23 protein-coding genes and 1 riboswitch are annotated in these 24,047 nt (G+C 37.4%); of the genes, 10 read left to right on the forward strand and 13 right to left on the reverse strand.

Going from position 1 to position 24,047, the window contains the following annotated elements:
* The first annotated feature begins 2 nt into the window (after window positions 1–2).
* The 3 genes from PQQ29_RS01825 (at window position 3) to PQQ29_RS01835 (ending at window position 3,638) form a co-directional block, all read left to right on the forward strand.
* Window positions 3–962: a ring-cleaving dioxygenase gene (locus PQQ29_RS01825; protein ID WP_187983960.1), complete on the forward strand. Its 960-nt coding sequence runs from the start codon at window positions 3–5 to the stop codon at window positions 960–962.
* A gap of 70 nt (window positions 963–1,032) precedes the next feature.
* Entirely contained in the window at window positions 1,033–1,668 is a 636-nt protein-coding gene (locus PQQ29_RS01830; protein WP_033533513.1) for a histidine phosphatase family protein, read from the forward strand.
* 83 nt (window positions 1,669–1,751) lie between these two features.
* Entirely contained in the window at window positions 1,752–3,638 is a 1,887-nt protein-coding gene (locus PQQ29_RS01835) for an ABC transporter permease subunit (RefSeq protein WP_187983961.1), read from the forward strand.
* Between the two features lie 28 nt (window positions 3,639–3,666).
* On the opposite strand, the gene PQQ29_RS01840 is transcribed toward PQQ29_RS01835, so the two are convergent.
* From PQQ29_RS01840 to yidA, 4 genes are all read right to left on the reverse strand, one after another.
* Entirely contained in the window at window positions 3,667–4,752 is a 1,086-nt protein-coding gene (locus PQQ29_RS01840; protein ID WP_187983962.1) for a leucine-rich repeat domain-containing protein, read from the reverse strand.
* A 133-nt stretch (window positions 4,753–4,885) separates the two neighbouring features.
* Complete coding sequence (locus PQQ29_RS01845) at window positions 4,886–5,509, reverse strand: SMI1/KNR4 family protein (RefSeq protein WP_187984141.1); 624 nt, start codon at window positions 5,507–5,509, stop codon at window positions 4,886–4,888.
* A 3-nt stretch (window positions 5,510–5,512) separates the two neighbouring features.
* On the reverse strand, window positions 5,513–6,949 hold the full coding sequence (locus PQQ29_RS01850; protein ID WP_003729166.1) for a glycoside hydrolase family 1 protein: 1,437 nt from the start codon (window positions 6,947–6,949) through the stop codon (window positions 5,513–5,515).
* A 119-nt stretch (window positions 6,950–7,068) separates the two neighbouring features.
* Entirely contained in the window at window positions 7,069–7,881 is an 813-nt protein-coding gene (gene yidA / locus PQQ29_RS01855) for a sugar-phosphatase (protein WP_187983963.1), read from the reverse strand.
* Between the two features lie 136 nt (window positions 7,882–8,017).
* Between yidA and PQQ29_RS01860 the strand changes: the two genes are divergently transcribed.
* Window positions 8,018–8,521, forward strand: a complete 504-nt coding sequence (locus tag PQQ29_RS01860) for a GNAT family N-acetyltransferase (protein WP_003760151.1) — start codon at window positions 8,018–8,020, stop codon at window positions 8,519–8,521.
* Between the two features lie 34 nt (window positions 8,522–8,555).
* Here PQQ29_RS01860 and PQQ29_RS01865 read toward each other — a convergent pair whose 3' ends face one another.
* The 3 genes from PQQ29_RS01865 to PQQ29_RS01875 form a co-directional block, all read right to left on the reverse strand.
* Window positions 8,556–9,221 (reverse strand): Crp/Fnr family transcriptional regulator, encoded by a 666-nt coding sequence (locus PQQ29_RS01865; protein ID WP_003760153.1) that lies wholly within the window; start codon window positions 9,219–9,221, stop codon window positions 8,556–8,558.
* A gap of 241 nt (window positions 9,222–9,462) precedes the next feature.
* Window positions 9,463–10,305, reverse strand: coding sequence for a ComEC/Rec2 family competence protein (locus PQQ29_RS01870; protein WP_187983964.1), 843 nt, complete (start codon window positions 10,303–10,305; stop codon window positions 9,463–9,465).
* Between the two features lie 16 nt (window positions 10,306–10,321).
* On the reverse strand, window positions 10,322–11,143 hold the full coding sequence (locus PQQ29_RS01875) for a Cof-type HAD-IIB family hydrolase (RefSeq protein ID WP_010990318.1): 822 nt from the start codon (window positions 11,141–11,143) through the stop codon (window positions 10,322–10,324).
* A gap of 116 nt (window positions 11,144–11,259) precedes the next feature.
* Here PQQ29_RS01875 and PQQ29_RS01880 point away from each other — a divergent pair, with 116 nt between their 5' ends.
* Window positions 11,260–12,231, forward strand: coding sequence for a Gfo/Idh/MocA family protein (locus tag PQQ29_RS01880; protein WP_010990319.1), 972 nt, complete (start codon window positions 11,260–11,262; stop codon window positions 12,229–12,231).
* Between the two features lie 39 nt (window positions 12,232–12,270).
* Here the strand turns inward: PQQ29_RS01880 and PQQ29_RS01885 are convergent, their stop codons facing one another.
* A complete protein-coding gene (locus PQQ29_RS01885; protein ID WP_187983965.1) occupies window positions 12,271–13,371 on the reverse strand; it encodes an ABC transporter ATP-binding protein in 1,101 nt (366 codons plus the stop codon).
* Window positions 13,372–13,661: 290 nt separating this feature from the next.
* Here PQQ29_RS01885 and nrdD point away from each other — a divergent pair, with 290 nt between their 5' ends.
* From nrdD to PQQ29_RS01905, 4 genes are all read left to right on the forward strand, one after another.
* Window positions 13,662–15,812 (forward strand): anaerobic ribonucleoside-triphosphate reductase, encoded by a 2,151-nt coding sequence (gene nrdD / locus PQQ29_RS01890; protein ID WP_010990320.1) that lies wholly within the window; start codon window positions 13,662–13,664, stop codon window positions 15,810–15,812.
* Window positions 15,805–16,356 (forward strand): anaerobic ribonucleoside-triphosphate reductase activating protein, encoded by a 552-nt coding sequence (nrdG, locus tag PQQ29_RS01895; protein WP_003770189.1) that lies wholly within the window; start codon window positions 15,805–15,807, stop codon window positions 16,354–16,356. The genes nrdD and nrdG overlap by 8 nt, the downstream gene beginning before the upstream one ends.
* Window positions 16,357–16,605: 249 nt before the next feature.
* Window positions 16,606–17,265, forward strand: a complete 660-nt coding sequence (locus tag PQQ29_RS01900) for an ATP-binding cassette domain-containing protein (protein ID WP_187983966.1) — start codon at window positions 16,606–16,608, stop codon at window positions 17,263–17,265.
* Window positions 17,266–17,269: 4 nt separating this feature from the next.
* A complete protein-coding gene (locus tag PQQ29_RS01905; protein ID WP_045554037.1) occupies window positions 17,270–18,052 on the forward strand; it encodes a hypothetical protein in 783 nt (260 codons plus the stop codon).
* A 62-nt stretch (window positions 18,053–18,114) separates the two neighbouring features.
* Here the strand turns inward: PQQ29_RS01905 and PQQ29_RS01910 are convergent, their stop codons facing one another.
* The 5 genes from PQQ29_RS01910 to PQQ29_RS01930 all read right to left on the reverse strand — a co-directional run bounded on the left by PQQ29_RS01910 (window position 18,115) and on the right by PQQ29_RS01930 (window position 22,317).
* Window positions 18,115–18,786: a Crp/Fnr family transcriptional regulator gene (locus PQQ29_RS01910; RefSeq protein WP_003770192.1), complete on the reverse strand. Its 672-nt coding sequence runs from the start codon at window positions 18,784–18,786 to the stop codon at window positions 18,115–18,117.
* 149 nt (window positions 18,787–18,935) lie between these two features.
* Window positions 18,936–19,715 (reverse strand): carbon-nitrogen family hydrolase, encoded by a 780-nt coding sequence (locus PQQ29_RS01915; RefSeq protein ID WP_003760181.1) that lies wholly within the window; start codon window positions 19,713–19,715, stop codon window positions 18,936–18,938.
* Window positions 19,716–19,805: 90 nt separating this feature from the next.
* Complete coding sequence (locus tag PQQ29_RS01920) at window positions 19,806–20,468, reverse strand: methionine ABC transporter permease (protein WP_003760183.1); 663 nt, start codon at window positions 20,466–20,468, stop codon at window positions 19,806–19,808.
* Entirely contained in the window at window positions 20,465–21,481 is a 1,017-nt protein-coding gene (locus PQQ29_RS01925; RefSeq protein WP_003765155.1) for a methionine ABC transporter ATP-binding protein, read from the reverse strand. The genes PQQ29_RS01920 and PQQ29_RS01925 overlap by 4 nt, the downstream gene beginning before the upstream one ends.
* 14 nt (window positions 21,482–21,495) lie before the next feature.
* On the reverse strand, window positions 21,496–22,317 hold the full coding sequence (locus tag PQQ29_RS01930; protein WP_003770196.1) for a MetQ/NlpA family ABC transporter substrate-binding protein: 822 nt from the start codon (window positions 22,315–22,317) through the stop codon (window positions 21,496–21,498).
* Between the two features lie 110 nt (window positions 22,318–22,427).
* Window positions 22,428–22,547, reverse strand: a riboswitch (SAM riboswitch).
* A 152-nt stretch (window positions 22,548–22,699) separates the two neighbouring features.
* On the opposite strand from PQQ29_RS01930, the gene PQQ29_RS01935 reads away from it, so the two are divergent.
* Window positions 22,700–23,881, forward strand: a complete 1,182-nt coding sequence (locus tag PQQ29_RS01935) for a pyridoxal phosphate-dependent aminotransferase (RefSeq protein WP_010990324.1) — start codon at window positions 22,700–22,702, stop codon at window positions 23,879–23,881.
* Window positions 23,882–24,047 lie beyond the last annotated feature (166 nt).

Consider the following 24,047-nt stretch of genomic DNA (forward strand, 5'->3'; position numbering starts at 1 on the left):
CAATGAAATTAGCGGGAATTCACCATGTATCTATTTTTACAGCGAATGCACGAGCTAACTTTGACTTTTATACTAAAATAATGGGGCTGCGGTTAGTGAAAAAATCGGTTAACCAAGATGACCCTTATACGTATCATTTATATTACGGAGACGAAATCGGTTCGCCGGGGACAGCGCTAACTTTCTTTGAAGTTCCAAATATGGCCAAAAACCACCCATCACGCAATGCGATTTCCGGACTTAGTTTGCGCGTGCCAAATGATGAGGCTTTGCACTACTGGGATAAAAGACTCGATGAGCATCGCATTTTCCACAGCAAACCAATCGACCAATTCGGGCGCAAAATTATTCGTCTAAAAGACACAGATGGCTTACCGGTCAATTTGATTTCCGATGAAACAAGCACACAAGCAACCGAGGTGAGCCCTTGGGAAGATAGCCCGGTTCCAGCAGAATATGCCATTCGCGGACTTGGCCCAGTGCGCTTTTCCGTTTTCAAAAAAGAAAAAACAGACCGCCTTTTGACAAAAATATTAGGCTTCGAGCGGATTGGTGCCTATGAAGATGATGATAAATTAGTTACAGTATTCAAAACTGGCGACGTTGGGCTTGGCGGGGAAGTGCATGTGGAGTCTCGACCAGATTTAGAACAAGGGAATCTAGGCGCTGGCGGAATTCATCATGTGGCGTTTCGTGTGCCAACGGATGGCGACTTAATTGGCTGGACAGAAATGATTCAAGACCTTGGTTACAAAAATTCAGGATATGTGGATCGGTTCTATTTCCACTCTCTTTATTTCCGCGAAAGCAATGGTATTTTAATTGAACTCGCAACCGATGAGCCTGGTTTCCAAACAGATTTCACGAAAGAACATGGCACTTACGTTGATTTACCGCCACATTTAGAAGAACGTCGCGAAGATATTTTGGCGCATTTAAAACCACTTGATACGGATAAATAATAAGAAAACCTTGAAAATATGCCCATTCATGATACAATTTTAGAAGAATGTGTAATTAGGAGGCAGAATTTTGGCAGAGGGTTTACGAACGATTTATTTTGTAAGACATGGTAAAACAGAGTGGAATATGACTGGACAAATGCAAGGCTGGGGCGATTCTCCGCTAGTTGCAGAAGGTATTGACGGGGCAAAAGCAGTTGGCGAAGTGTTGAAAGATACACCAATTGATGCCGTTTATACAAGTACAAGTAAACGGACGCAAGATACCGCGGCTTACATTCTTGGCGACCGCGAAATCGAAATTCAACCTCTGGAAGAACTAAAAGAAATGAGCTTTGGAACGTGGGAAGGCATTAGAGTAACTGAAATTGATGAACAATACCCTGAAGAACGTGCGAAAATTCTTCATAGTCCAGAAACCTACAAAGCCGAAGTGAACGGCGGCGAGACTTATTATGAGCTTGCAGAACGACTGCTAGAAGGCGTCGAAAAAATCATCGCTGAAAATCCAAGTGGCAACATTCTCGTCGTTTCTCACGGCATGTCACTTACGTTATTATTATACTTGCTACAAGGCGGAACCATTGAAGATCACCGCAAAGAAGCACCAAGAATCTTGAACACAAGTATTAGCATCGTAGAATACCAAAACGGCGAATTTTCTCTTAAAAAATTAAATGAAGTTGGTCATTTAGACTTAAAATAAGTAGAATCTTGGGCATATCTCATTGGAGGTGTGTCCTAGATTTATACATAAGAGAAAGCTAGAAAAAGGGAGAAAACATACATATGAAAAGAATTGTCAAAATTTTTCTACATTATTTATTAGGAATTTTAGGAATTATTTTAATCAGTTGTATTCCCGCTATATTTAGCAAAGTAACTTCGTGGTCATCAAGTACTTACTGGGAGGCTCTTAAGTCGATTTTTACAGCGATTTTCCACCCGACTAAATGGGAAATTAGTTACCAAGGAAGCGCAGAAGTTTTTCATATATCGTTGATGGATTTTATCACCGGACCATATTTCTACTCCATGAAAATTATCGTAGCGAGCTTGGTAATTTCAGCGCTCATTGCCTATTTGCTAGTAATTGCAACATTTCGCGGACCAAAATGGTTGCGCCGAGGCTTAAGCGGATTCCTATCGATACTTCAAGCGTTTCCAGATTTTTCCTTTATTTTCCTTATTCAAATGGCCGTCGTCTACATATATCAACAAACCGGCGTGTTCACCTTGAACTTTTACAGCTTAAACGGCGAGCAAATTTATGCAGCACCAATCGTCTGCTTGTCCATCATACCAACCGTGCTCTTTTACAAAATGATGATGCTCCTTATGGAAAATGAATGGCAAGCTGACTACATCCAACTGGCTCGCGGGAAAGGCTTAACCGATAGAGCGATACTACTTCGCCATGCCACACCCAATATGATGCAAAGCCTGTTTTATCAATCCAAAACCATCGTTTGGTTTATTTTAAGTGCCTACCTCGTCGTAGAATTTTTATTCGGTATCGAAGGCGTGCTCTACTACTTACTAGCAGGATTTAGCCCATTAAATATTTTCCTAGTATTAGCACTCGTGTTCACCCCATTTTACTTCTTTTACGCACTAATAGACCTATGGATTAGCCGCGGGAAAAATACCGAGAGCGCAAACGTGACTCGAATTCCGCTGCACTGGAATAGTTTCCATAAGACCTTTACGGAAAAAGCAAACCTTAAAAGCAAATGGCGCAACTTTGTAGTAACGACCGGGCAGCTCCTAAAACGCCCATCTTTCAGCATACCGCTGGCAACACTTAGCATCTTACTAATCGCAAGCCTTATTTACGGGCTTATGGGAGACAAAATCAATTCGCTCAAATTTATCAGTGATGCGACCGGACGAGTAACCGATATGGCGCCCTTCAAACCAAACGCGCAAGTATGGCTAGGCACCGACCAAGCCGGCAACTCCATTCTCGACCAATTGCTAGTCGGCATCAAGTACACGCTACTTATAGCGGTCATCATTGCAACGCTACGTGTCGTGATTGGCTATATTTTGGCAGTACCGCTCGCATTTTTTAGCAAGCCGCGAACCCGCAATTTTGTTCAAGCGATAGCGGACGGGATGCATTATTTACCACTGTCCCTGCTCGTCTTTATTATCATGGTCAACGAATTTATTAGCTATTCTGGCGTTTTCGAAACCAGCCTATTTACACGCATAACCTTCCAAATTTTAATCATGGTTGTCATCGTTTTACCAATTACAGCCAACCGAATCAGCAGCGAAATTTCCCAAGTGTTGAAAAAAGAGTTCGTCCTGAGTGCACTCGTTTTTGGCGGAAATGCGCGCTGGATTTTAACCAAGCATATCAATCCACAAATCTGGTCGAAATTAATTCTAATTTGGATTGAACAACTCATTCAAACGTTGCAGATGTTTGTCCATTTAGCTATCTTTGGAATTTTTATCGGTGGGGCAATTATGGGCGCCGATGACGGCATGCTCAACCCAGTTATTCCTGAATTATCTGGTTTAATCGCTAATGCGAAATTCGTGTTCGCCAACCACCAATTCTGGATAATTTTACCGCCATTACTTGTATTTATGATTTTAATTCTTTGTTTCCAAATGATGGCAAATTCGCTTTTGAAAAGAGAAGAAGAAAGTAAAAAAGCCTAGTTCTATAAAAGAACTAGGCTTTTATTATTTATGGAGTGACTGTTTGATAGACAGTGACTGTGACAGAAGGGATAGTTGGATATTGTTTATTTAAAAAGTAAGCGGAATTATCGCCTGCATTTTCCCAAGTAAGTGTATCATTTGAGTAAGTTCCTGGAGTGTACCAAACCCAATCATGTAATGTTACTCCGAAGTTATCTTTAATTACAATATTAGTGGAATCACCGAGCGCAACATCTGGAAGGTATACATTTTGTCCAGCAGCTTCAAACAGTTCTAAGCGATGACCTGCCAATGAGCTGAAATCACTAATCTGATTTTCTTCAATTTTTATTGACTTAATTGTTGGAATGGTACTGAGAGGTGTAACATCTTTAATTTGATTAAAATTAGCATCGAAGTATTCTAGTTGTGTTTTATTTCTTAATGGCTCAATAGAAGTCAGTTGATTGCTTTCGGCATAAAAAAGTTGGAGATTATCGAATTCTGAAAGCACACTGATGTCTGATATATTATTTGCTGAAATAGATAAATTAGTTAATAGAGGAGTATCTTTTAGCGCCGAAATATCTTTTAGTTGATTGCTACTTAGGTTTAATATTTTTAAATTACTTAAATTTTCGAAGGATGGTAAGGTGGAGATCTGGTTAACACCTAATTCTAAGTTATTTAACTTAGGTAAGTTCATTAGCGGAGTAATATCTGTAATTTGATTGTAGTTAAGTGATACTATTTCTAGTTCTGTTAAATTAGCGAGATTATCTAAGTTACTAATGTTATTTTGGCTTAAATCTACAAGTTTTAAGTTGTGTAAATATTCCATCCCTGTTAAATCTTCCACACCGAAAGCTATATATACCATTGTTTCAATAGTATCTAGTTGTTCTTGGGTGACGACTGTATCCTGGGAAACACCTAGTTCCTGTGCGACTTTAAAAGCTAGAGCATCATCTGGGAAAATTTGATCAACCGTGGCTGGAGGAGCTTCTTGTAAATTTTTTTCTGGGGCAGTTGCAATGTTTGTTGTAGCAGCATTTACTTCGACTTGCTCTGCTAAAGGACTAAAACTAATCAAGGCCGTACATGCAAGACTTGCTAGAATAAATTTTTTCATGTCATCCTACTCCTTTTCTATAATATAAATGGAGTATAGCATGCAAATTATTTGAAAATAAAAAGCAATCAGATATGAACATTGCATAAAAAACCGCTAAAAAGAGTATGCTTCTTTTTAGCGGTTTTTTTCTTTATTCAAATTCCTCTATAGACTTATCTAACCATACCTCATACCATTCAAGAAAGCCTAAACGTTCTTCATTGCCAAAGTAAAAATCAGGATAGACGCCATTGTCATTATTTCTGTCATCCACCCAAATTTCTCCATAAGAAGGGCCATTTACAACAAGGTTAATCGAAACGCCACAACCAAAATTAGCGATGCGCAGAAGTCCAAAAACTTCTTTATCTTGGAAGCATAGTTCTTGCCAAGCGTCATAATCTTCATCGGACATTCCTTCTTTATAACCAGGCGCAATCCAGTCATCTGTATGTGGAAAAGGCTCACTTAGCGTTTGCACCCCGTACTTTTTATCCTTGTAATCAAGTGATGAACAAAGTCCGTCCTCAAGCGTTTCTAAACCATAATAAGGGCCCGTTCCGCCGTTACCGATCTGTTCTAGAAAAGCACGATAATCTGGAGGTAACGTAATTTGATGCTCATTTTCAAACGTGGTAAGAGTTTGATTAGATAAAGGTTCGTTGAGTTTATAGGCGTGGCTTTCTGAACCAAATAAATTCAAATCGGGATCTTTTTCTTTTAACGCAGTGATTTTTGCTTGGATTCTAGCTAGCCGATCTTGAAGGTCAGCCATCATTTATAAATCTGCTCCATTAGTTTCAATCACTTGTTTATACCAGTAATAACTTTTCTTCGGAATACGTGTCATTGGCGCATCATCTTCCACATCACGATCAACATAAACAAAACCGTAACGTTTTTGATAGCCATTTAACCAGCTTAGAAGGTCTGTGAAGCTCCAAGTACAATAGCCTAACATATCAACACCATCACTGATTGCATCGCGAATAGCGGTTGCGTGTGCGCTCAGGTAGTCAATGCGGTAGTCATCATTTACTTCTCCGTCCACTAATTTATCAAATTCACCTAAACCGTTTTCGGTAATTAAAATTGGTAAAGCATAGCGGCTATTAATACGACGAAGCGCAATTTGTAAGCCTTTTGGATCGATTGTCCAATCCCAGTTGGTTGTTTTCACGAAAGGATTAACAACTTTTTTGTAAACGCCAGGGACACCAGTTTCTTTCGTGCTCCCTTTTTTACCAGTGAAGTTCATTTCGTTATTTTGACCAACACCATCAAGCGGGTTGTAGGCTACAGTTGCGGATTGATAGTAGTTAACGCCCATGAAGTCAGGTTTTGCAGAAGCAAGAAGTTCCATATCGCCGTCTTCAATAACTGGCGCAATATCGTTTTCTTCTAAATATTTCCAAACCGCTTTCGGATAACGACCAAAAGCGTACATATCCATCCAGAAATAGCTGTTTAATTCTTCTGCATCATCAGCAGCTTGAACGTTTTTAGGATCTGTGTCGATTGGATAATGTGGTGTGTAAGCAAAACTTGGTCCGATTTTTCCATCAGGAACGATTTCGTGGAAAGCTTTGATAACACTAGCGTTAGCCAAGTTAGCAATGTGGTTTACTGCGTACATTCTTTTTGGATCGCTAACTTTTGGTGGGTGAAGTGCTTGCCCGTAACCCATGCCTACAAAGATATTTTGTTCGTTCAAGGAAACCCAATATTTCACGCGGTCGCCGTAACGTTTGAATAGTGTTGTGGAATAATTTGTGAAATCTTCAATCACTTGGCGAGATTCCCAGCCGCCATATTCATCAAATAATGCTTGCGGAATATCCCAGTGATACAACGTTACAAGCGGTTCGATGTCATATTTAAGCAACTCATCAATTAAGTTATCATAAAATTTCAACCCAGCTTCATTCACTTCGCCTTTACCATTTGGAAAAATACGAGTCCAAGCAATGGAGAAACGATAAGCTTTTAGGCCAGCTTCTGCCATTAATTTTACGTCTTCTTTATAACGGTGATAATGGTCAACAGCTACATCGCCATTTGTACCTTTGAAAGTAGTTCCAGGAATACGAACATACTCGTCCCAAACTGATTTACCTTTGCCGTCTGCGTCCCATGCTCCTTCGATTTGATAAGCTGCAGATGCAGAACCCCATAAGAAATCTTTCGGAAATGGTGAACGTTTTTGATGTTCCATTAATATAACCTCCATTAAAGCGATTTTTATTAAAAAACTCTACTAATATATTTTAAAGTATATTCTTTTAAAAAGATAGTTAAAAAACGCAGATTCGGAAAGGAATCTGCGTTTTTATATTATTTATCCAGCACAAATTTTTGAATTGCTTTTGCTACGCCACTATCATTGTTCGATGCGGTCGTATAGTCAGCTAATTGCTTAATTCTTTCTGGCGCATTGCCCATTGCAATTCCAAGTCCAGCGAATTCAAGCATCGTTACATCATTTTCTTGGTCGCCAATACAGATAACTTCGCTTTGTTTAATCCCTAGTTTTTCGGAAAGTTCTTTGACCGCGTTGCCTTTACTAGCGTCGCGATTTAGAATTTCTAAGTAGAAAGGGGTGCTGCGAACTAAATGGTATTTTTCACGGAAGGATTCAGGCATTTTCGCAATACCAGCTTCCAGTTCGGGTGCTTCTTCAATAAACATTGCTTTCGACATAATAAAATCTTCTGGAACGTTTTCGATTTCTTTATAAATCAGTTGGCTTCCAGTAAGATAGGCTTCGACAATTGTGTATTTGCCGATTTCTCGGTTCGGCGTGTAAAGCGCTTTGTCATCAAAGAAATGCATGTGCAAATTGCTATCTAAACTCACTTGATAAATTTCTTTTAAATCGTCTATGCCAAGCGTTAAGTGAGAAATAACTTCTTTTGTAAACGTATCTTGAACAAATGCGCCGTTAAAACTAATAACGTAATCGCCTTCCTCACGTAGTTCAAGTTCAGTTAAATAATTTTCTACACCAACGAGCGGACGTCCAGTACAAAGAACCACTTTTACGCCTTTTAGTTTTGCTTGGCGAATGGCATCTTTTACTTCGTCCGTAACCTTATGATCATCTGTCAGTAGTGTTCCATCAATATCAATAGCAATTAATTTATACAATATACTAGCTCCTTTTCCATCATAAACTCATTCTAGTATAGCATAAATTAGGACGGATTTCCGGCTATCTATTGAAACGACAGGGAATTTATGGCATGATTGACATGGAAACTTGATAAAAGAAAAGAGTGAAATAATGAAACGTAATTATCATGTGAAATTTTTAAATGAAAAAGATGTAGAACTTGCAGAGGCAGTTTGCGCGGCATCAGAAGATTATTATTTAATTGAACAAAATAAACCCGCATCAAAAAGCGATGCATTAAAAATTATCACAGAAATTCCAGACGGGAAAACGAGATTCGATAAATTTATACTGGCGGTATTGGATGAAAATGAAAAACCAATCGGCTTAGTAGATATTGTTTCTGATTATCCGAGAAAAGGTCGCTGGTTTATTGGCCTATTATTATTAACACCAGACGCTCGTGGCAATGGCCTTGGAAAAGTACTTCACCAAACTATTAAAGAATGGGCAAATGATGGTGGAGCTGATTCCTTAGCACTTGGAGTTCTAGCTGAAAATGAAAAAGGACGCGGATTTTTCGAGCATCTAGGTTATTCGAAACAAGAAACGAAACAAGCGACATATGGTGGAAAAGAGCAAGAAGTTGATATTTACACTATTGATATTAAATAAAAAAGGATGCAGCGTATATGCTGCATCCTTTTACTTATCTTATAGCATCATTATTTCTTTCTAGAAGTGCTTCCATATTAACATGCCATTGTAGTTTTACTTTTGAAATAATACCAGCTTCTTTTAATTCTTTTAATTGAGAATAGAAAAATGCTTTTGAAAGCGTACAGTAGTTTTTAATAACTGTTGTGCTGACTGCTTTAGGGATTATCGCTACGCCGTCTTCAGGTTGTATATCCAGGATTTTAATAAGCATTTCAAAAACAAAAGCTAATTGGTCTTTTTTATCACGATATTGTAGAAGTGATTTATAATAGCCGTGTTTAGCAATAGATCGCATAATTGTATACTGGAAGCCAAAGTTTTCAGGGAATAGGGAAAGAGAATACTCAATGTCTTTTTTCTTGTAGATGATGATTTCGCATTCTGTTAAAGTTTGGTACGTCAAAACAAGAGGTCTATTTTGGAAAATGGTGTAGTAACCCATGAAAAAATTAGAAGTAAATATAGAATAAATTTTATCATTGTCAAAATCGATATATCCTGCTAATATACCGGATTTTAATAAATAAACGCAGTCTTTATTTTCGAGAACTAAATCATTTAGTACCGTGTGTTCTGGTATAGTAATGCTGTTGGATTTTAAATTGTACTGTTCCATCATTGTAACAAATTCTTTGTGATTAAATGGATAGGCCATCTTTTATTTCGTCTCCTTCAGGTTCAGTTGTATGTACACAAGTATATTGTATCATCGTACAAGTGAATAAAGGTACTAAAAAAAGACCCTTTAAATAGCTTGTCTTATGCAATTACCCGTTTGTGAGAAAAGTAATCGTAATATTTTTGCCACATTTGTGAGGTAAAACGTCTAAAAAAATAAATAACAGCAAAGAGCTAGGAATAACAGCAGTTGTGCATTCCTAGCTCTTTTAAATAATTTATTTTCCTATTGTATAATTAGCGCCATTACCAGTAACAACGATGGTTTTGTTGCGGTCTGTTCGGTAAACTTTTGCTTTTGCTTTGGTTAATGTGGTAACCGTTTGCGAGGTAGGGTGGCCGTAGCCGTTTTTACCAACGCTTATTATCGCATATTTTGGTTTTACAACATTGACGAAAGCTTTACTAGTAGCTGTTTTTGAGCCTTGAGCGCTTACTTTTAACACGTCAGCTCGTAAAGTTTTCTTCGCTTTTATCATATCTGTTTCTGCTTTTGTTTGAGCATCTCCAGTGAGAAGGAAGGTATTTTTTTTATAAGTTAGGTGAAGGACGGCGCTCCAATTATTGCGATCTGTTTTTCCGTATGTTTTTACAGGACCTACAAATTGTGCGTTTACACCTTTAATTGGTAATTTCACACCAGCTTTTGCCGTTTTGATTGGTAGTTTCTTCTTTTTGGCTGTATTGACAAAATCTTTGTAAGCAGCTGTTGTGTTTGTGGAGTTTGGCGCATAGAGGCTCTTGACTTTAATGCTATTCATTACTTCGGGCAGACCGCCAATATTATCTGCATCTGGGTGAGAAGCAACCATGACTTCAATATCTTTTACTTTTAATTTCTTCAAATAATTAACTACAATCTTCCCTTTTCCTTTGTTGCCGGCATCGATTAAAATATCTTCGCCACTAGGAGCCTTGATGTAAATGGCATCCCCTTGACCAACATCAATGAAATGCACTTTTATCGTTGGTGTTGCGGCTTCGGCTTGAATGGAGCTTGGTACCGAAATCCCAGCTACTAAAGCTAACACTAGAAACAACTTTAAAATCCCTTTTTTCATCCCTTTTCCTCTTTTCCTATGAAATGAATTCTTTTAGAAATTTGTAAACCCCGTCTGCTTCATTCGTGTCTGTAAGTTGATTTGCTGCTGCTTTGACATTATCGCTTGCGTTAGCCATTGCAACACCAGTTCCTGCATATTGTATCATGCCAATATCATTTTCACCATCACCAAATGTGATAATTCTTTCTCTAGGAATACCGTAATATTTTCCAAGCGCTTCTACAGCAGTTTTTTTGTCAGAATTAGCAGGGAGAATCTCTAAATTATTATGGTGAGAGGAAAGTACGCGAATTCCATTTGCTTGATTTAACGCTTGACGCACATCGGCTAGTCGAGACGTATCGTCCTCTGAAACTACGATGGCGTTTAAAAATTGATTCATGTTTTCATCAAAAACATGCGAATCATTAATAGAAACAAGTGAAAAACTATTATGTCCAGTATCAAGTCGGCTTTTATCAGCAAGCTCTCGAAAAAACTCAGGTGGTTCTTTTGTGTAGAATAATGTATTCGTAGAGAAGAAAAATAATGGTAAATCAAAATCTCGCATAATATCATATGTTTCACGAATGGCTTTTTCTTCTAAAGTAGTTTTTAGAAACTCTTCGTCACGAATTGCTGCGTAAGATCCATTGGATGCAATAACATGACCAGACTTACTAACTTGAAAACCTACTTCACGGGCGGAACGATACATCCGTCCAGTAGAAATTGAAAAAATATGACCGTCATTTTCTAAAGTTTGGATTAAATCACGTGTTTTTTCAGAAACAGTCTGATCTTGGCGCAGTAGTGTACCATCAATATCCGAACAAATTAAATATTTATTAGTCAAATAAAATCATCCTTTTTAGTTAATAACATAAGTATACCATGTGCGAATCGGAATAGTTATATATGATACAATAGTTTTTGACAAGTTCGAAAATAAATATTTGGGGGAATTCCACGATGAAAAGACTTAACTGGGCAATTCTTGGACCAGGTTCGATTGCGCACCAATTTGCGGAAGGGATGCAAGGGTTAAATCGCGAAATCTATGCAGTAGGAGCACGAAGTTTAGAGAAGGGACAAGTTTTTGCAAATCAATACGGGATTGAAAATGTATACGATGATTTTGATGCGATGCTTGCTGATCCTATGATTGATGTAGTGTATATTGCTACACCTCATTCTAACCACTACGAATTTATTATGAAAAGTTTACATAATGGGAAACATGTTTTAGCAGAAAAAGCGATTACTGTAAGCAGTGCGGAACTGAATGAAATAAATGCATTAGCTAAGGAAAAAGGGCTAATTGTTAAGGAAGCCATGACGATTTTCCATATGCCGCTTTATAAGAAATTACGAGAAATAGTTGATTCAGGCGTAATTGGTAAACTTAAAATTATCCAAGTAGCTTTCGGCAGTGCTAAGGAAAAGGATCCGAAAAATCGTTTCTATAATATGGATTTAGCTGGTGGGGCATTACTTGATATTGGTACATATGCATTGAGTTTCGCGCGTTACTTTTTAAGCGCGGCACCTGATGAAGTATTAACGACGATGAAGAAATTCGAGACGGGCGTGGACGAACAATCAGGTATTTTACTGAAAAATAAAGAAGAAGAGTTGGCCGTAGTGTCGCTTTCTTTCCGAGCTAAAGTACCAAAACGCGGTGTTATAGCCTGTGAAGAAGGATTTATCACTGTAGATGAGTACCCGCGGGCAGACCGAGCAACTGTTACTTACACCGCGACAGGAAAAGTAGAAGAAATCGAAGCGGGTGAAACAGATAAAGCATTAGAATATGAAATTACAGCAATGGAAGAAAGTATTGCAACTGGAGAAAATACAATCTATCAATTAACGAATGATGTTATCGCGATTATGAGTGATGTTAGGTCGCAGTGGGGAATTAAATTTCCTTTTGAAAAATAAGAAAATCCCCGCCACACTTGGCGGGGATTTTTAAGTATATTAGTCAGTTAAGTTATCTTCTGTTTCTGGGTCAAAGAAGTGAGATTTAGACATTTCAAATGCTAAAGTTAATACTTCATTTGGTTGGTGTTCAGAGCGAGCATCAACACGAGCTACGAATTCGTGTGCACCAACGCGGCTATGAAGCATGAATTCAGCACCAGTAAGCTCGGCAACAATAGTAGTCGCTTTGAAAGTGTAACCTGGGTTTGCTTCAATAACGATTGGTTCATCATGAATGTCTTCTGGACGAATACCGAAAACGATTTCTTTACCGTCAAATCCTCTGTCTTTAAGAAGTTTAAGTTTACCTTCTGGAACAGCGATAGTGAAATCATCACCGATAAAGTTAGAACCTTCTAAACGACCTTTGAAGAAGTTCATTGCTGGGCTACCAATAAAGCCGGCTACGAACATATTCACTGGGTGATCGTAAACTTGTTTTGGTGAACCAACTTGTTGGATAACACCGTCTTTCATGATAACGATACGAGTTGCCATTGTCATTGCTTCTGTTTGGTCATGGGTAACGTAAATCATTGTAGTATCTAATTGTTGGTGAAGTTTTGTGATTTCCGCACGCATTTGCACACGTAATTTCGCATCCAAGTTGGAAAGTGGTTCATCCATTAGGAAGACTTTTGCATCACGAACGATTGCACGACCTAGAGCAACACGTTGACGTTGACCACCGGAAAGTGCACTTGGTTTACGTTTTAAGTATTCAGTTAAGCCAAGAATATTTGCTGCATGCTCAACACGTTTTTTGATTTCGTCTTTTGGCATTTTACGAAGTTTTAAACCGAATGCCATATTATCATATACAGTCATATGTGGATATAATGCGTAGTTTTGGAATACCATTGCGATGTCGCGGTCTTTTGGCGCAACATTGTTCATTACTTTACCATCAATAGATAGTTCGCCTTTAGAAATTTCTTCTAGACCAGCAATCATACGTAAAGTTGTAGATTTACCACAACCAGATGGTCCTACAAAAACGATGAACTCTTTGTCATCGATTTCTAAATTAAAGTCAGATACCGCAGTTACTTTGTTATCGTATATTTTATAAATATGTTCTAATGATAATTGTGCCAACTTACTTCGCCTCTTTCTATTTTTTAACTTGTGTTTATTGTATATGAAAACGCTTTACAAAAACTATGGCAATTTGCACAAAGAAAAAATTCATCTGTTGGGCAACTTGCATAAGTAGCAAAAAAATAAAAAGAAGTAAAGTGACAAAAGACCTTTTATGTGAAAGATTTTTCATGGCTTTTAATTCTTTAGTCCCAATTCAAAAAAATCCCCAGATATCATTACAAAAAAACTTTATATTGTGTTATATTATTATAGCAGACACAATATATAGTTAGTGGGGGATTATCATGTACGTGGAACAACTTAATGAACAAATGGTGATAAAAAGGGATGGCCGCAAAGCAAACTTTGATTTAATTAAAATTCGTAATGCCGTTGAAGCATCCATGAAAGCAATTGAATTAGAGGACGAAACTTTTTTAGAAGAGATTTTGCTTGAGGTTGTAAGTGAATTACCTAACAAGACAGATATGACCATCGATGAAATCCAGCAATGCGTCGAAAATACTTTAATGAAATCGACGTATCCTGATGTAGCGAGGGCTTACATAGAGTATCGTCACGACCGGGATCACGAGCGCGAAAACATCACAGATATGCACAAAAGCGTCGAAAAATTACTACAAAAAGACAAAACAGTAGTGAACGAAAATGCAAATAAAGATGCGACTGTTTTCAATACACAACGCGATTTGACAGCAGGAGCCGTAGCAAAAAGCTATGCCTTAAAATACATGCTACCAAAACACGTATCGAACGCTCATTTAAAAGGGGAAATCCATTTTCACGATTTAGACTACAGTCCATACCATGCGATGACAAACTGTTGTTTAATCGACATCGAAGGAATGTTATCAAAAGGATTTACGATTGGTAATGCCAACGTAGAAAGCCCGAAATCAATCCAAACAGCTACAGCACAAATTGCTCAAATCATCGCAAACGTAGCAAGTTCACAGTACGGCGGCTGCTCAGTTGACCGAATTGATGAAGTATTATCCGTTTACGCTCGTTTAAACTTTGAAAAACACAAAAAAGATGCGGCTGAATGGGTCGTTCCAGAAAAACAAGAAGGCTACGCAGCGGAGAAAACACGCAAAGATATTTACGATGCGATGCAAAGCTTAGAATATGAAATCAATACATTATATACAAGTAATGGCCAAACTCCATTCGTCACACTAGGCTTTGGTCTTGGGGAAGATTGGTTTGCCCGCGAAATTCAAAAAGCAATCTTAAAAGTTCGTATTGGCGGCGTTGGTAAAGATAAACATACTGCCATTTTCCCGAAATTAGTATTTTCGATTCGTCGTGGAACTAATTTAAATGCGGAAGATCCGAACTATGACATCAAGCAATTAGCGCTGGAGTGTTCCTCAAAACGGATGTATCCAGATGTACTTAACTACGATTCACTCGTTCGTTTAACAGGCGATTTCAAAGTACCAATGGGTTGCCGTTCATTTTTACCAGCTTGGAAGAACGAAAACGGGGAACATGTTAACGCGGGAAGAAACAATCTTGGTGTTGTAACGCTTAATATTCCGCGAATCGCCATTCAAAGTGGCGGGGACAAAGAACGTTTCTGGGAAATTTTCCACGAACGTATGAAAACAGTCAAAGATGCGCTGCTTTTCCGTTTAAATCGTGTTCGTCAAGCTCGTCCAGAAAACGCGCCAATTCTTTATAAATATGGAGCTTTCGGTAAACGACTACAAGACGGTGAAAATGTAGATCAACTGTTCAATAAAGAACGCTCTACGATTTCGATCGGCTATATCGGTCTTTACGAAGCTGCAACTGTATTTTATGGCGGCGAATGGGAAGGCGACAAAGAAGCAAAAAACTTTACGCTTGATATTGTGAAAGAACTAAAAGCCTATGCTGATAATTGGAAAGATGAATATGGCTACTGGTTTAGCGTATATTCGACTCCAAGTGAAAGCTTAACGGACCGTTTCAACCGTTTAGACAAAGAAAAATATGGCGTAATTAAAGACATTACAGATAAAGACTATTACCAAAACTCTTTCCATTACGATGTTCGTAAAAAAATCACACCATTTGAAAAAATCGATTTTGAAAAAGATTATCCAGAATTTTGCTCTGGCGGATTCATTCATTATTGTGAGTATCCAAAAATGGTTCACAATACGAAAGCACTTGAGGCTGTATGGGATTACTCCTATGATCGTGTAGCTTATCTTGGTACAAATACACCAATTGATAAATGTTACGAATGTGATTTTGAAGGTGAATTTGTTCCTACAGAAGAAGGCTTTAAATGCCCAAGCTGTGGAAACACTGATCCTGAAAAAGCAGATGTTGTAAAACGTACTTGTGGTTATTTAGGTAATCCGATGAAACGTCCAATGGTTCATGGACGCCACGTAGAAATTAGCAATCGTGTGAAACATATGGAGAACTTAGGTGAATAATCCAAAACCGTGCGAATGGAAGTCGAATGAATTATCCAGAGGGTATATCGCCGACTATAAAGCATTCAACTTTGTCGACGGGGAGGGCGTCCGGTGCAGTTTATATGTATCTGGATGTCCTTTCCACTGCGAAGGCTGCTACAACAAGGCCGCGCAATCATTTAAATATGGCAAACCTTACACAAAAGAATTAGAAGACGATATTCTAAAAGACATCGGACATGAGAGCGTTCAAGGTCTGACGCTGCTTGGCGGGGAACCATTTTTAAATACCGCCACATGCCTATCTGTCGTGAAACGAATCCGCGCGACATATGGGAAAACGAAAGACATTTGGTCATGGACAGGCTACACTTGGGATGAAATGATGCAAGAGACAACGGACAAACTCGAACTTTTATCCTTAATAGATGTTCTTGTAGATGGCCGCTTTGAACAAAAGCTATTCGATCCAAACTTAGCATTCCGCGGTTCCAGCAACCAACGAATTATTGACGTACAAAAATCACTTGCTGCTGATGAAGTAGTGTTATATGAATTGTGAAAGGAGCCCTCTATCACGGAGGGCTTTTTTAATAAATGTGAACACTTATTTAGGCATAAAATACGCTAAAAAAGCTAGCAATTGACTAATTTTTAACGCAAAGGTTCACAAAAAGCTCACAAAATGAAAACGCATTGATGATATAATGAAAAAAATAGGGTGATAAATCAGACAAATAGTTCGAAAAATTCGAAAACGACATTGAATCGGCTTAATTAACATTATTTCTAGAATGGAGAGAATAATATTTTGGAAGATATTAGTTTGAACATACATAACCTAAAAAAGAAATACGACGACAAGCCTATAATAAATAATTTGAGTATTACAATTAATTTTAATCGTAAAATAACTTTAATAACGGGAATGAATGGTTCTGGGAAATCAACTTTAGCGAAAATAATAGCGGGAATTATTTTACCTGACGAAGGAACATTACAGATTTCAAACCATACTAATTTTTCAAAATGGACAAAGAGAACCACGTACTATTTATCAAGTGCAGAACGAGGCATGTTTTATAAATTGAACAGCAGACAAAATATTGAATATTTAACATCATTAAAAGGTACAAATAAAAACGATGTGTTAAAAAAACTATCTAATTACTGTGAGAAATTAAATTGCAAAGATATTTTAGAAATGTCAGCAGAAAAGCTATCTACAGGCCAAAAAAAGAAAGTATTTATCTTGTCTGCGTTATGTTCGAACTGTCAGCTATTATTATTGGATGAACCTACAAACGGGCTGGATGATGAGAGTTTTTACGCATTTATTGAAATTCTGGCTAAATTAAGGCTAGAAAAAAAGATAGTATTAATTTCTCATGATAAAAGATTTTTAGATATGCCGAATATAGAGAGAATAATTTTTGAAAAAAACGGTGAGATTTATTGGGAAGGATGTTAGTATAATGGATTATTTTGGGGCTTGTATAGGAACACTTAAAGCAAATATTCTTATTCTTTTTAAGTACAAGAAAAACCTTGTTTCGGAATTAATAATGTTTACTGGTGTATATCTGGCAATATTAATGTTAAATGATAGCAGTTCAGTAACTAAGTTTTATGGTGCTTCTGCAATTCAGGGGCCTATTCTTTTATTAATTGGATATATGTTTTGGGCATTTTCTGATATGGCATTATCGAGTACGGCCAACTGGATTAGTACGGATGCCAAGATGGGACTACTAGAACCCAAAGTTCAAAGTATACTACCTTATCCTGTACAATCATTTTTGTTACTTTTAATCAGTATTTTAGAAACAATTATTATTCTTTTTGTAGTCATCCTTATTTCCATTTTCGCTGACAAAATTAGTTGGTCGCAAGTTCCATTCATTTTTTTATCCGTCATCATCCTTTTGCCGTCTGTTATAGGAATGTTTGGAATGGGTCTGGTATTCGGCGGTTATGCGGTTAAAGAGAAGAGTTTAGGAAATTTCGTAAACTTGTTTGCGGGCGCCTTAATCATTTTTTCCAATACATTTATCGTGGGTCTACCAAAAATCATTTATATCATACCATTTACTTCGGGCGTGGATTTTACGAGCAATCTGTATGTTTCTGGCAAAGCCGATTTAGGTCTCCTAAGCATAAATTTATTTATTAATACAATTTGGCTTATTGTAGGACTGATATTCTTTAATTATTCGTTAAAAAAAGAAAGAACTGTTGGTAGTTTTGATACTTTTTAAAAGATAACTAATCGTCTTGTAAGAAAAACGAAAAAACTCCATCTGCGTTATAGATGGAGTTTTTATACATCAATTTCTCTTGCTTTTAAATAATCATATACCTCTTTATTCTTAAGAACCCATTCTCTATCGTTTTTCCATATTTTTCCCTGGTCTTTTAAACGCGCTAATTGTTTGTAAAAACTGCTTTTTGAAAGATTACTGTAAGCGGCTATAACACTAGTGCGCATTTCTTTTGGTAAAATGACACTGTCTTTTTCATATGGAGTGCCGTGAAGTTTTCCGATGTTGATAAAAGATAGCTCTAACTTATCGGAGGAACTTGTTTCGGATGAAAGGCTTTTGAAGAAAGCATGGCGAGCCAAGTCACGCATAATGAAAAATTGAAAACCAAAGTTCTCTGGAAACATTGAAAGAAAATACTCTAAATCTTTAAACGTGTATTTATAAACCGTACAAGTTGATATCGTTTTAAATAAAAAGTCATCTACATTTCCTTGGAATAGACTATAGTAATTGACGAAGGAGCCTTTTCCAAGAATCGTGTAAATACTGTTTGATTCTGGGTTCATAGAAATGGAAACAAATCCGTCGATAATTAAATAGACATGACTATTTCTTTGATCGGCTGTATTAACTAATTCAGTATTTTTTGGAACTTTTAATTTTTCGTAGTTGATGTTACCTTCGTGAGATAACCGAATGAATTCTTTGTGGTTAAATAGTGCATCCATTGTTAGCAGCTCCTTTACTCTTTCGTTAACTATAATATATAATAACAAAATTAACAAAATTTAATCCACATAAATGATACCAAATTGCCACTTTATTGGTGGAAATTTGAAGATTTAATGAGAAATTGTAAAAAAACGCTATTCTGATTTTAGTATAGTTCAGGACGACGGTCGGTAAAAACAGGAATTATCCCTCTAGTTTCAGCGACTAAATTCAAGTCGATTTCAGCATAAATATTGCCTTCTTCTTCGCCACCATGAACAATAACATTTCCTAGTGGATCAATAACGAGCGAATGACCGTTAAAATGATTATTTGGATCATCGCCAACCCGGTTGACAGCAACAACAAAAGCTTGGTTTTCAATCGCACGAGCAATAAGTAGTTGTTCCCATTGTTTAATGCGTTCAGCTGGCCACTGTGCAGAAACAAAAATAACTTCTGAGCCTTCTGAAGTATGTTTGCGAATCCATTCAGGAAATCTAATATCATAACAAATGAACCCTGCACAAGAAATACCATCTAGTCGAAATAGATTTTTATCATTTCCAGGTTCTAAGTATAAGTGTTCATTCATAAGTTGGAATAAGTGTACCTTTTTATATGAAGAAAGTAGTCCGCCATATTTATCAAAAGCGTACATCGTGTTGGAAAACTTGCTTCCTTCTGAAATAGAAACCGAGCCGCCAATTATAGCGATTTGGTGTTTTTCTGAAAGCCCAGCTAAAAATTCTTTTGTTCTCTCCCCATTTAAATCAGCAACCCCAGCTAATTCATTTAAAGCATAACCTGTATTCCACATTTCTGGTAAAACTGCTATATCGGCCCCATTTTCAGCAGCTTCAACAATTGCTTTTTCAATCCGCGCATAGTTTGCATCCGGATATTTAAAAACTACATCGGTTTGACATAATGCCAACTTCCACATGTTCTTCGCTCCCTTTTTCTTTTAAAAATAACATAAGCTTGGTGGCGAGTCCATACCGGAACACTACGCACCAAGCTCTTAGTAGTAAAATTAATCTTTTTTAAGACGTCTAGATAAGAAATTTCCGAATGATTGTAGTGCTTGTACCATGATAATTAATATAATGATGGTTGTATACATGACAGTCGGCTCAAAACGCTGGAAACCATATTGATATGCAATCGTTCCAAGTCCGCCAGCCCCAACAAGTCCAGCCATTGCAGTTGCGCCGATAAGACCAATTGTAGCAATCGTTAAACCGAGAACGATACCAGACCGAGCTTCGCGAATAACTACGCTCCAAATGATTTTTGGCGTTGAAATCCCCATTGCTTGGTAGGCTTCAATAACACCACGGTCAACTTCAAGTAGGGCAGACTCCATCAAGCGAGCGATATAAGGTGCGGTGAATACAACAAGTGGCATAATCACACCTTGAATCCCAATAGTAGTACCAACAACAAAGCGAGTTACCGGAATCATTAAGAATAATAAAATAATGAAAGGTAACGAACGTAAAATATTAATTACCCAGTTCAAAATACTATATACAACTAGATTTTCTGATTGACCGCCTTTACGCGTTAATGTTAAAAATACGCCAAGTGGCAACCCAATTGCTAGTGAAATTACAAGTGTAATCCCAGTCATTGTAAGAGTTTCTAAAAATCCTTGCCAAAGTATCGGTCCCCATTCTTCAAAAAACAAACTCATAGTAACTCGACCTCCTCAACAACGACTCCAGATTCTTTCAAATAAGCAATAGCTTTACTATATTCGGCTTCGTCCCCTTTTAAATGAACGAGTAGTTTTCCAAGTGTTCCGTTTTTCAAATGATCTATTCCACCAGCTAAAATGCTTGGAAGAACGTCGAATTTGCGTGACACAAGAGCGAGCGCAGGTTCATCAGCCTCATCACCAATAAAATGAAGCGAAACTAATTTTCCGGTCGCGATATATTTTTCAAGCAAATCTTGCGGGATGTCGAAACTAGCTTCCGAGCCAACAAAGCGTTTTGTTGTCGCGTGTTTTGCTTTGGTGAAAATATCAAGAACGGTACCTTGCTCTACTAAATGGCCATTTTCCATCACAGCAACCCGGTCACAAATACGTTGAATGACATCAAGTTCATGTGTAATTAAGAAAATCGTAATGCCAAGCTCAGCGTTAATCTTAAGTAACAACTGCAAAATTGCTTCTGTTGTTTCAGGATCCAAAGCACTTGTCGCTTCATCGCTTAAAAGAATTTCTGGTTCATGCGCAAGAGCACGAGCAATCGCAACACGTTGTTTTTGACCGCCAGAAAGCTGACTTGGATAATTGTTTCTTTTATCCTCTAAGCCAACAATCGACAAGTATTTATTTACGCGAATCTCGATTTCGTCTTTTGGAACACCTTCTAATTTTAACGGTTTGGCAATGTTATCATAGACAGTTGCGGTTTTAAGTAAGTTATATCCTTGGAAAATCATACCAATTTTCCGACGAGCGACACGAAGTTCTTTACTTGAGAGGGTAGACAAATTCTTCCCGTCAATTAAAACTTGGCCGGCATCAGGACGTTCAAGCAAGTTGATGCAACGAACGAGGGTACTTTTTCCGGCGCCACTGTAACCAACGACACCGAAAATTTCTCCTTTTTCGACTGTAATAGAAACATTTTTGACGGCTTCTACGGTTTTTCCATTTACGTTAAATGACTTTGAAACTTGATGTAATTCGATCAAAATAAAACAACTCCCTAGAATGCAGGTACTACAGACCCATTAAATTCTTTTTCAATAAATGCTTTTACGTCATCAGAATGGTAGTATTTTTCTAATGTTTTAACGACTTCATCATCTTTGTTTTCGCTACGAATAACAAATACGTTTGGATATGGATTGTCTTTTGTTGGTTCATGGTAAATTGCGTCTTTATTAATAGAAAGTCCAGCACCCATTGCGAAGTTAGTATTGATAGCTGCTGCTGCAACTTCATCTAATTGTGCAGGGATTTGAGAAGCTTCAAGTTCAACGATTTCAAGGTCAAGTGGGTTTTCAGCAATGTCTTTTTTTGTTGCTTTTTCTTCCACGCCATCTTTTAATTTAATAATGCCAGCATCTTCAAATAGTTTTAAACCACGGTATTCGTTACTTGGATCGTTTGGAACGGCAATTTTGTCGCCTTTTTTCAGGTCTTTTAAGTCTTTAATATCGTTAGAGTAAACACCCATTGGGAATGCTACTGTTTTAAAAGCAACGTCTAATTTGTAGCCTTTATCTTTCTTTTGTTGCTCTAAAAACGGGATTGTTTGGTAGTTATTCGCATCGAGGTCACCGTCGTTTAAAGCTGTATTTGGTGTATTATAATCATCAAAAGTTTTGATTTTGATTTCAAGGCCGTCTTTTTTCGCTAATTTTTGAACTTCTTCAGCGATTTGTTGGTGAGGTCCTGCTGTTGTTCCAATGGTGATTTCTTTTGTGCTTAAGGCTTTATCGTCACTTCCGCCTCCACATGCTGCTAACCCTAGAATAAGGCTTGATGCAAGTAAAATTCCTAACCCTTTTGTTAATTTTCTCATCTTTTTTTCCTCCCTAGTATGTTGATTATTTATCCAGATTTATTCATGAAAGCAATAAAAAAACTTCTCTATTTAGAATAGAGAAGTGGAAAGTCGAACATATCCAGCTCCTCTTATCTACCAAAACGGAATACACCATTTTGCTGGAATTAGCACCTTCACTTTACGCTTAAATAAAGTTAGGTTGCCGGGCTTCATCGGGCCAGTCCCTCTGCCGCTCTCGATAAGAGAAAATATTTTAGAAAAACCTGTTAGTTAAAAATATACGCATTTTAAGATAATTTGTCAATGCTTTTTTAAGTTTTAAAAAAATCATACTGGACAAATACTTCAGAAAACTTTACTATTTTAATCAATGAAACTTGAAAAGGACGGGTGCCAAATGAAAATTTCCAAACGCTTGCAAAATTTACCAGATCAATTTTTTTCTAGCCTTGTAGAAAAAGTGGGAAAGAAAGTGGCAGAAGGTCATGACGTGATTAATCTAGGTCAAGGAAATCCAGACCAGCCAACACCCAAGCATATCGTGGAAGCAATGAAAACAGCTTCAGAAAATCCAATGAATCATAAATATTCGTTGTTTCGTGGAAAACAGGAACTTAAACAAGCCGTGGCTGATTTTTATGCGCGTGAATATAATGTAACCATCGATCCAAATACAGAAGTAGCCATTTTATTTGGGACGAAAACAGGGCTTGTTGAACTGCCAATGTGTTTAATGGATCCAGGTGATGTAATGCTTTTACCAGATCCGGGCTACCCAGATTATTTATCAGGAGCAGTTTTAGGAGAAGTTCAGTTCGAAACAATGCCACTTATTGCTGAAAATGACTTTTTACCAGATTTTAATAAAATTCCTGAAGAAATTGCGAAAAAAGCGGAGTTGATGTATTTAAATTATCCAAATAACCCCACTGGCGCGGTTGCTACGACTCACTTTTTTGAAGAAACGGTTGCTTTTGCTAAAGAAAACAATATCACGATTGCACATGATTTTGCTTATGGTGGTATTGGTTTTGACGGGAAGAAACCGATTAGCTTTTTAGAAACTCCAGGGGCGAAAGAGGTTGGAATCGAACTTTATACGCTTTCGAAAACATATAATATGGCTGGCTGGCGCGTAGGATTTGCTGTTGGGAATAAAGACGTTGTCGAAGCAATCAACCTCATTCAAGATCATATGTATGTAAGTTTATTCCCAGGTATTCAAGATGCTGCAATTGAGGCTCTCACAGGCGATCAAACTTGTGTACAAGAATTAAATGCTCGTTATGAAAGCCGTAGAAATGCATTTATAGCTGCTTGTGATAAAATTGGTTGGGAAGCAATTGCTCCAGCGGGCTCTTTTTTTGCATGGATGCCCGTTCCAAAAGAGTTTACAAGTAGTGAATTCGCGGATTACTTATTAAATGAAGTTAGTGTAGCTGTTGCTGACGGAAGTGGTTTCGGGACTTTCGGTGAGGGTTATGTACGCGTAGGACTTTTAATGGATGAAAAACGATTAGAAGAGGCAGTGGCGCGAATTTCCAAGCTACATTTATTTGATAAAGTGGCACAAAATTAAGAGATTATGTGATTTTAAGAGAAAATAGCTTGTAATAATTCAGATAATTAACTGTATGTGTTATAATTGATTAGTAAGTCTATTCTTAGCATGTTGTTTTATGAAGACAGGCCGGAATTTAAAGTATTTAGTGAGATTTTTTTGCATTAAATAAAAAGTATCTGTC

The sequence above is a fragment of the Listeria innocua genome (assembly GCF_028596125.1).
Taxonomy (GTDB): Bacteria; Bacillota; Bacilli; order Lactobacillales; family Listeriaceae; genus Listeria; species Listeria innocua.

Bases quoted from the DNA above. Each gene is read 5' to 3' on its own strand.
- nrdD (WP_010990320.1), top strand. From the start codon at position 13,662: ATGTACGTGGAACAACTTAATGAACAAATGGTGATAAAAAGGGATGGC.
- PQQ29_RS01910 (WP_003770192.1), bottom strand. From the start codon at position 18,786: ATGGATGCACTATTTAACCACAAAGAATTCATTCGGTTATCTCACGAA.
- PQQ29_RS01835 (WP_187983961.1), top strand. From the start codon at position 1,752: ATGAAAAGAATTGTCAAAATTTTTCTACATTATTTATTAGGAATTTTA.
- PQQ29_RS01905 (WP_045554037.1), top strand. From the start codon at position 17,270: ATGGATTATTTTGGGGCTTGTATAGGAACACTTAAAGCAAATATTCTT.
- PQQ29_RS01920 (WP_003760183.1), bottom strand. From the start codon at position 20,468: ATGAGTTTGTTTTTTGAAGAATGGGGACCGATACTTTGGCAAGGATTT.
- PQQ29_RS01850 (WP_003729166.1), bottom strand. From the start codon at position 6,949: ATGGAACATCAAAAACGTTCACCATTTCCGAAAGATTTCTTATGGGGT.
- PQQ29_RS01825 (WP_187983960.1), top strand. From the start codon at position 3: ATGAAATTAGCGGGAATTCACCATGTATCTATTTTTACAGCGAATGCA.
- PQQ29_RS01935 (WP_010990324.1), top strand. From the start codon at position 22,700: ATGAAAATTTCCAAACGCTTGCAAAATTTACCAGATCAATTTTTTTCT.
- PQQ29_RS01845 (WP_187984141.1), bottom strand. From the start codon at position 5,509: ATGGCTGACCTTCAAGATCGGCTAGCTAGAATCCAAGCAAAAATCACT.
- PQQ29_RS01915 (WP_003760181.1), bottom strand. From the start codon at position 19,715: ATGTGGAAGTTGGCATTATGTCAAACCGATGTAGTTTTTAAATATCCG.
- PQQ29_RS01840 (WP_187983962.1), bottom strand. From the start codon at position 4,752: ATGAAAAAATTTATTCTAGCAAGTCTTGCATGTACGGCCTTGATTAGT.
- PQQ29_RS01865 (WP_003760153.1), bottom strand. From the start codon at position 9,221: ATGGCCTATCCATTTAATCACAAAGAATTTGTTACAATGATGGAACAG.
- PQQ29_RS01880 (WP_010990319.1), top strand. From the start codon at position 11,260: ATGAAAAGACTTAACTGGGCAATTCTTGGACCAGGTTCGATTGCGCAC.
- PQQ29_RS01860 (WP_003760151.1), top strand. From the start codon at position 8,018: ATGAAACGTAATTATCATGTGAAATTTTTAAATGAAAAAGATGTAGAA.
- PQQ29_RS01870 (WP_187983964.1), bottom strand. From the start codon at position 10,305: ATGAAAAAAGGGATTTTAAAGTTGTTTCTAGTGTTAGCTTTAGTAGCT.
- PQQ29_RS01930 (WP_003770196.1), bottom strand. From the start codon at position 22,317: ATGAGAAAATTAACAAAAGGGTTAGGAATTTTACTTGCATCAAGCCTT.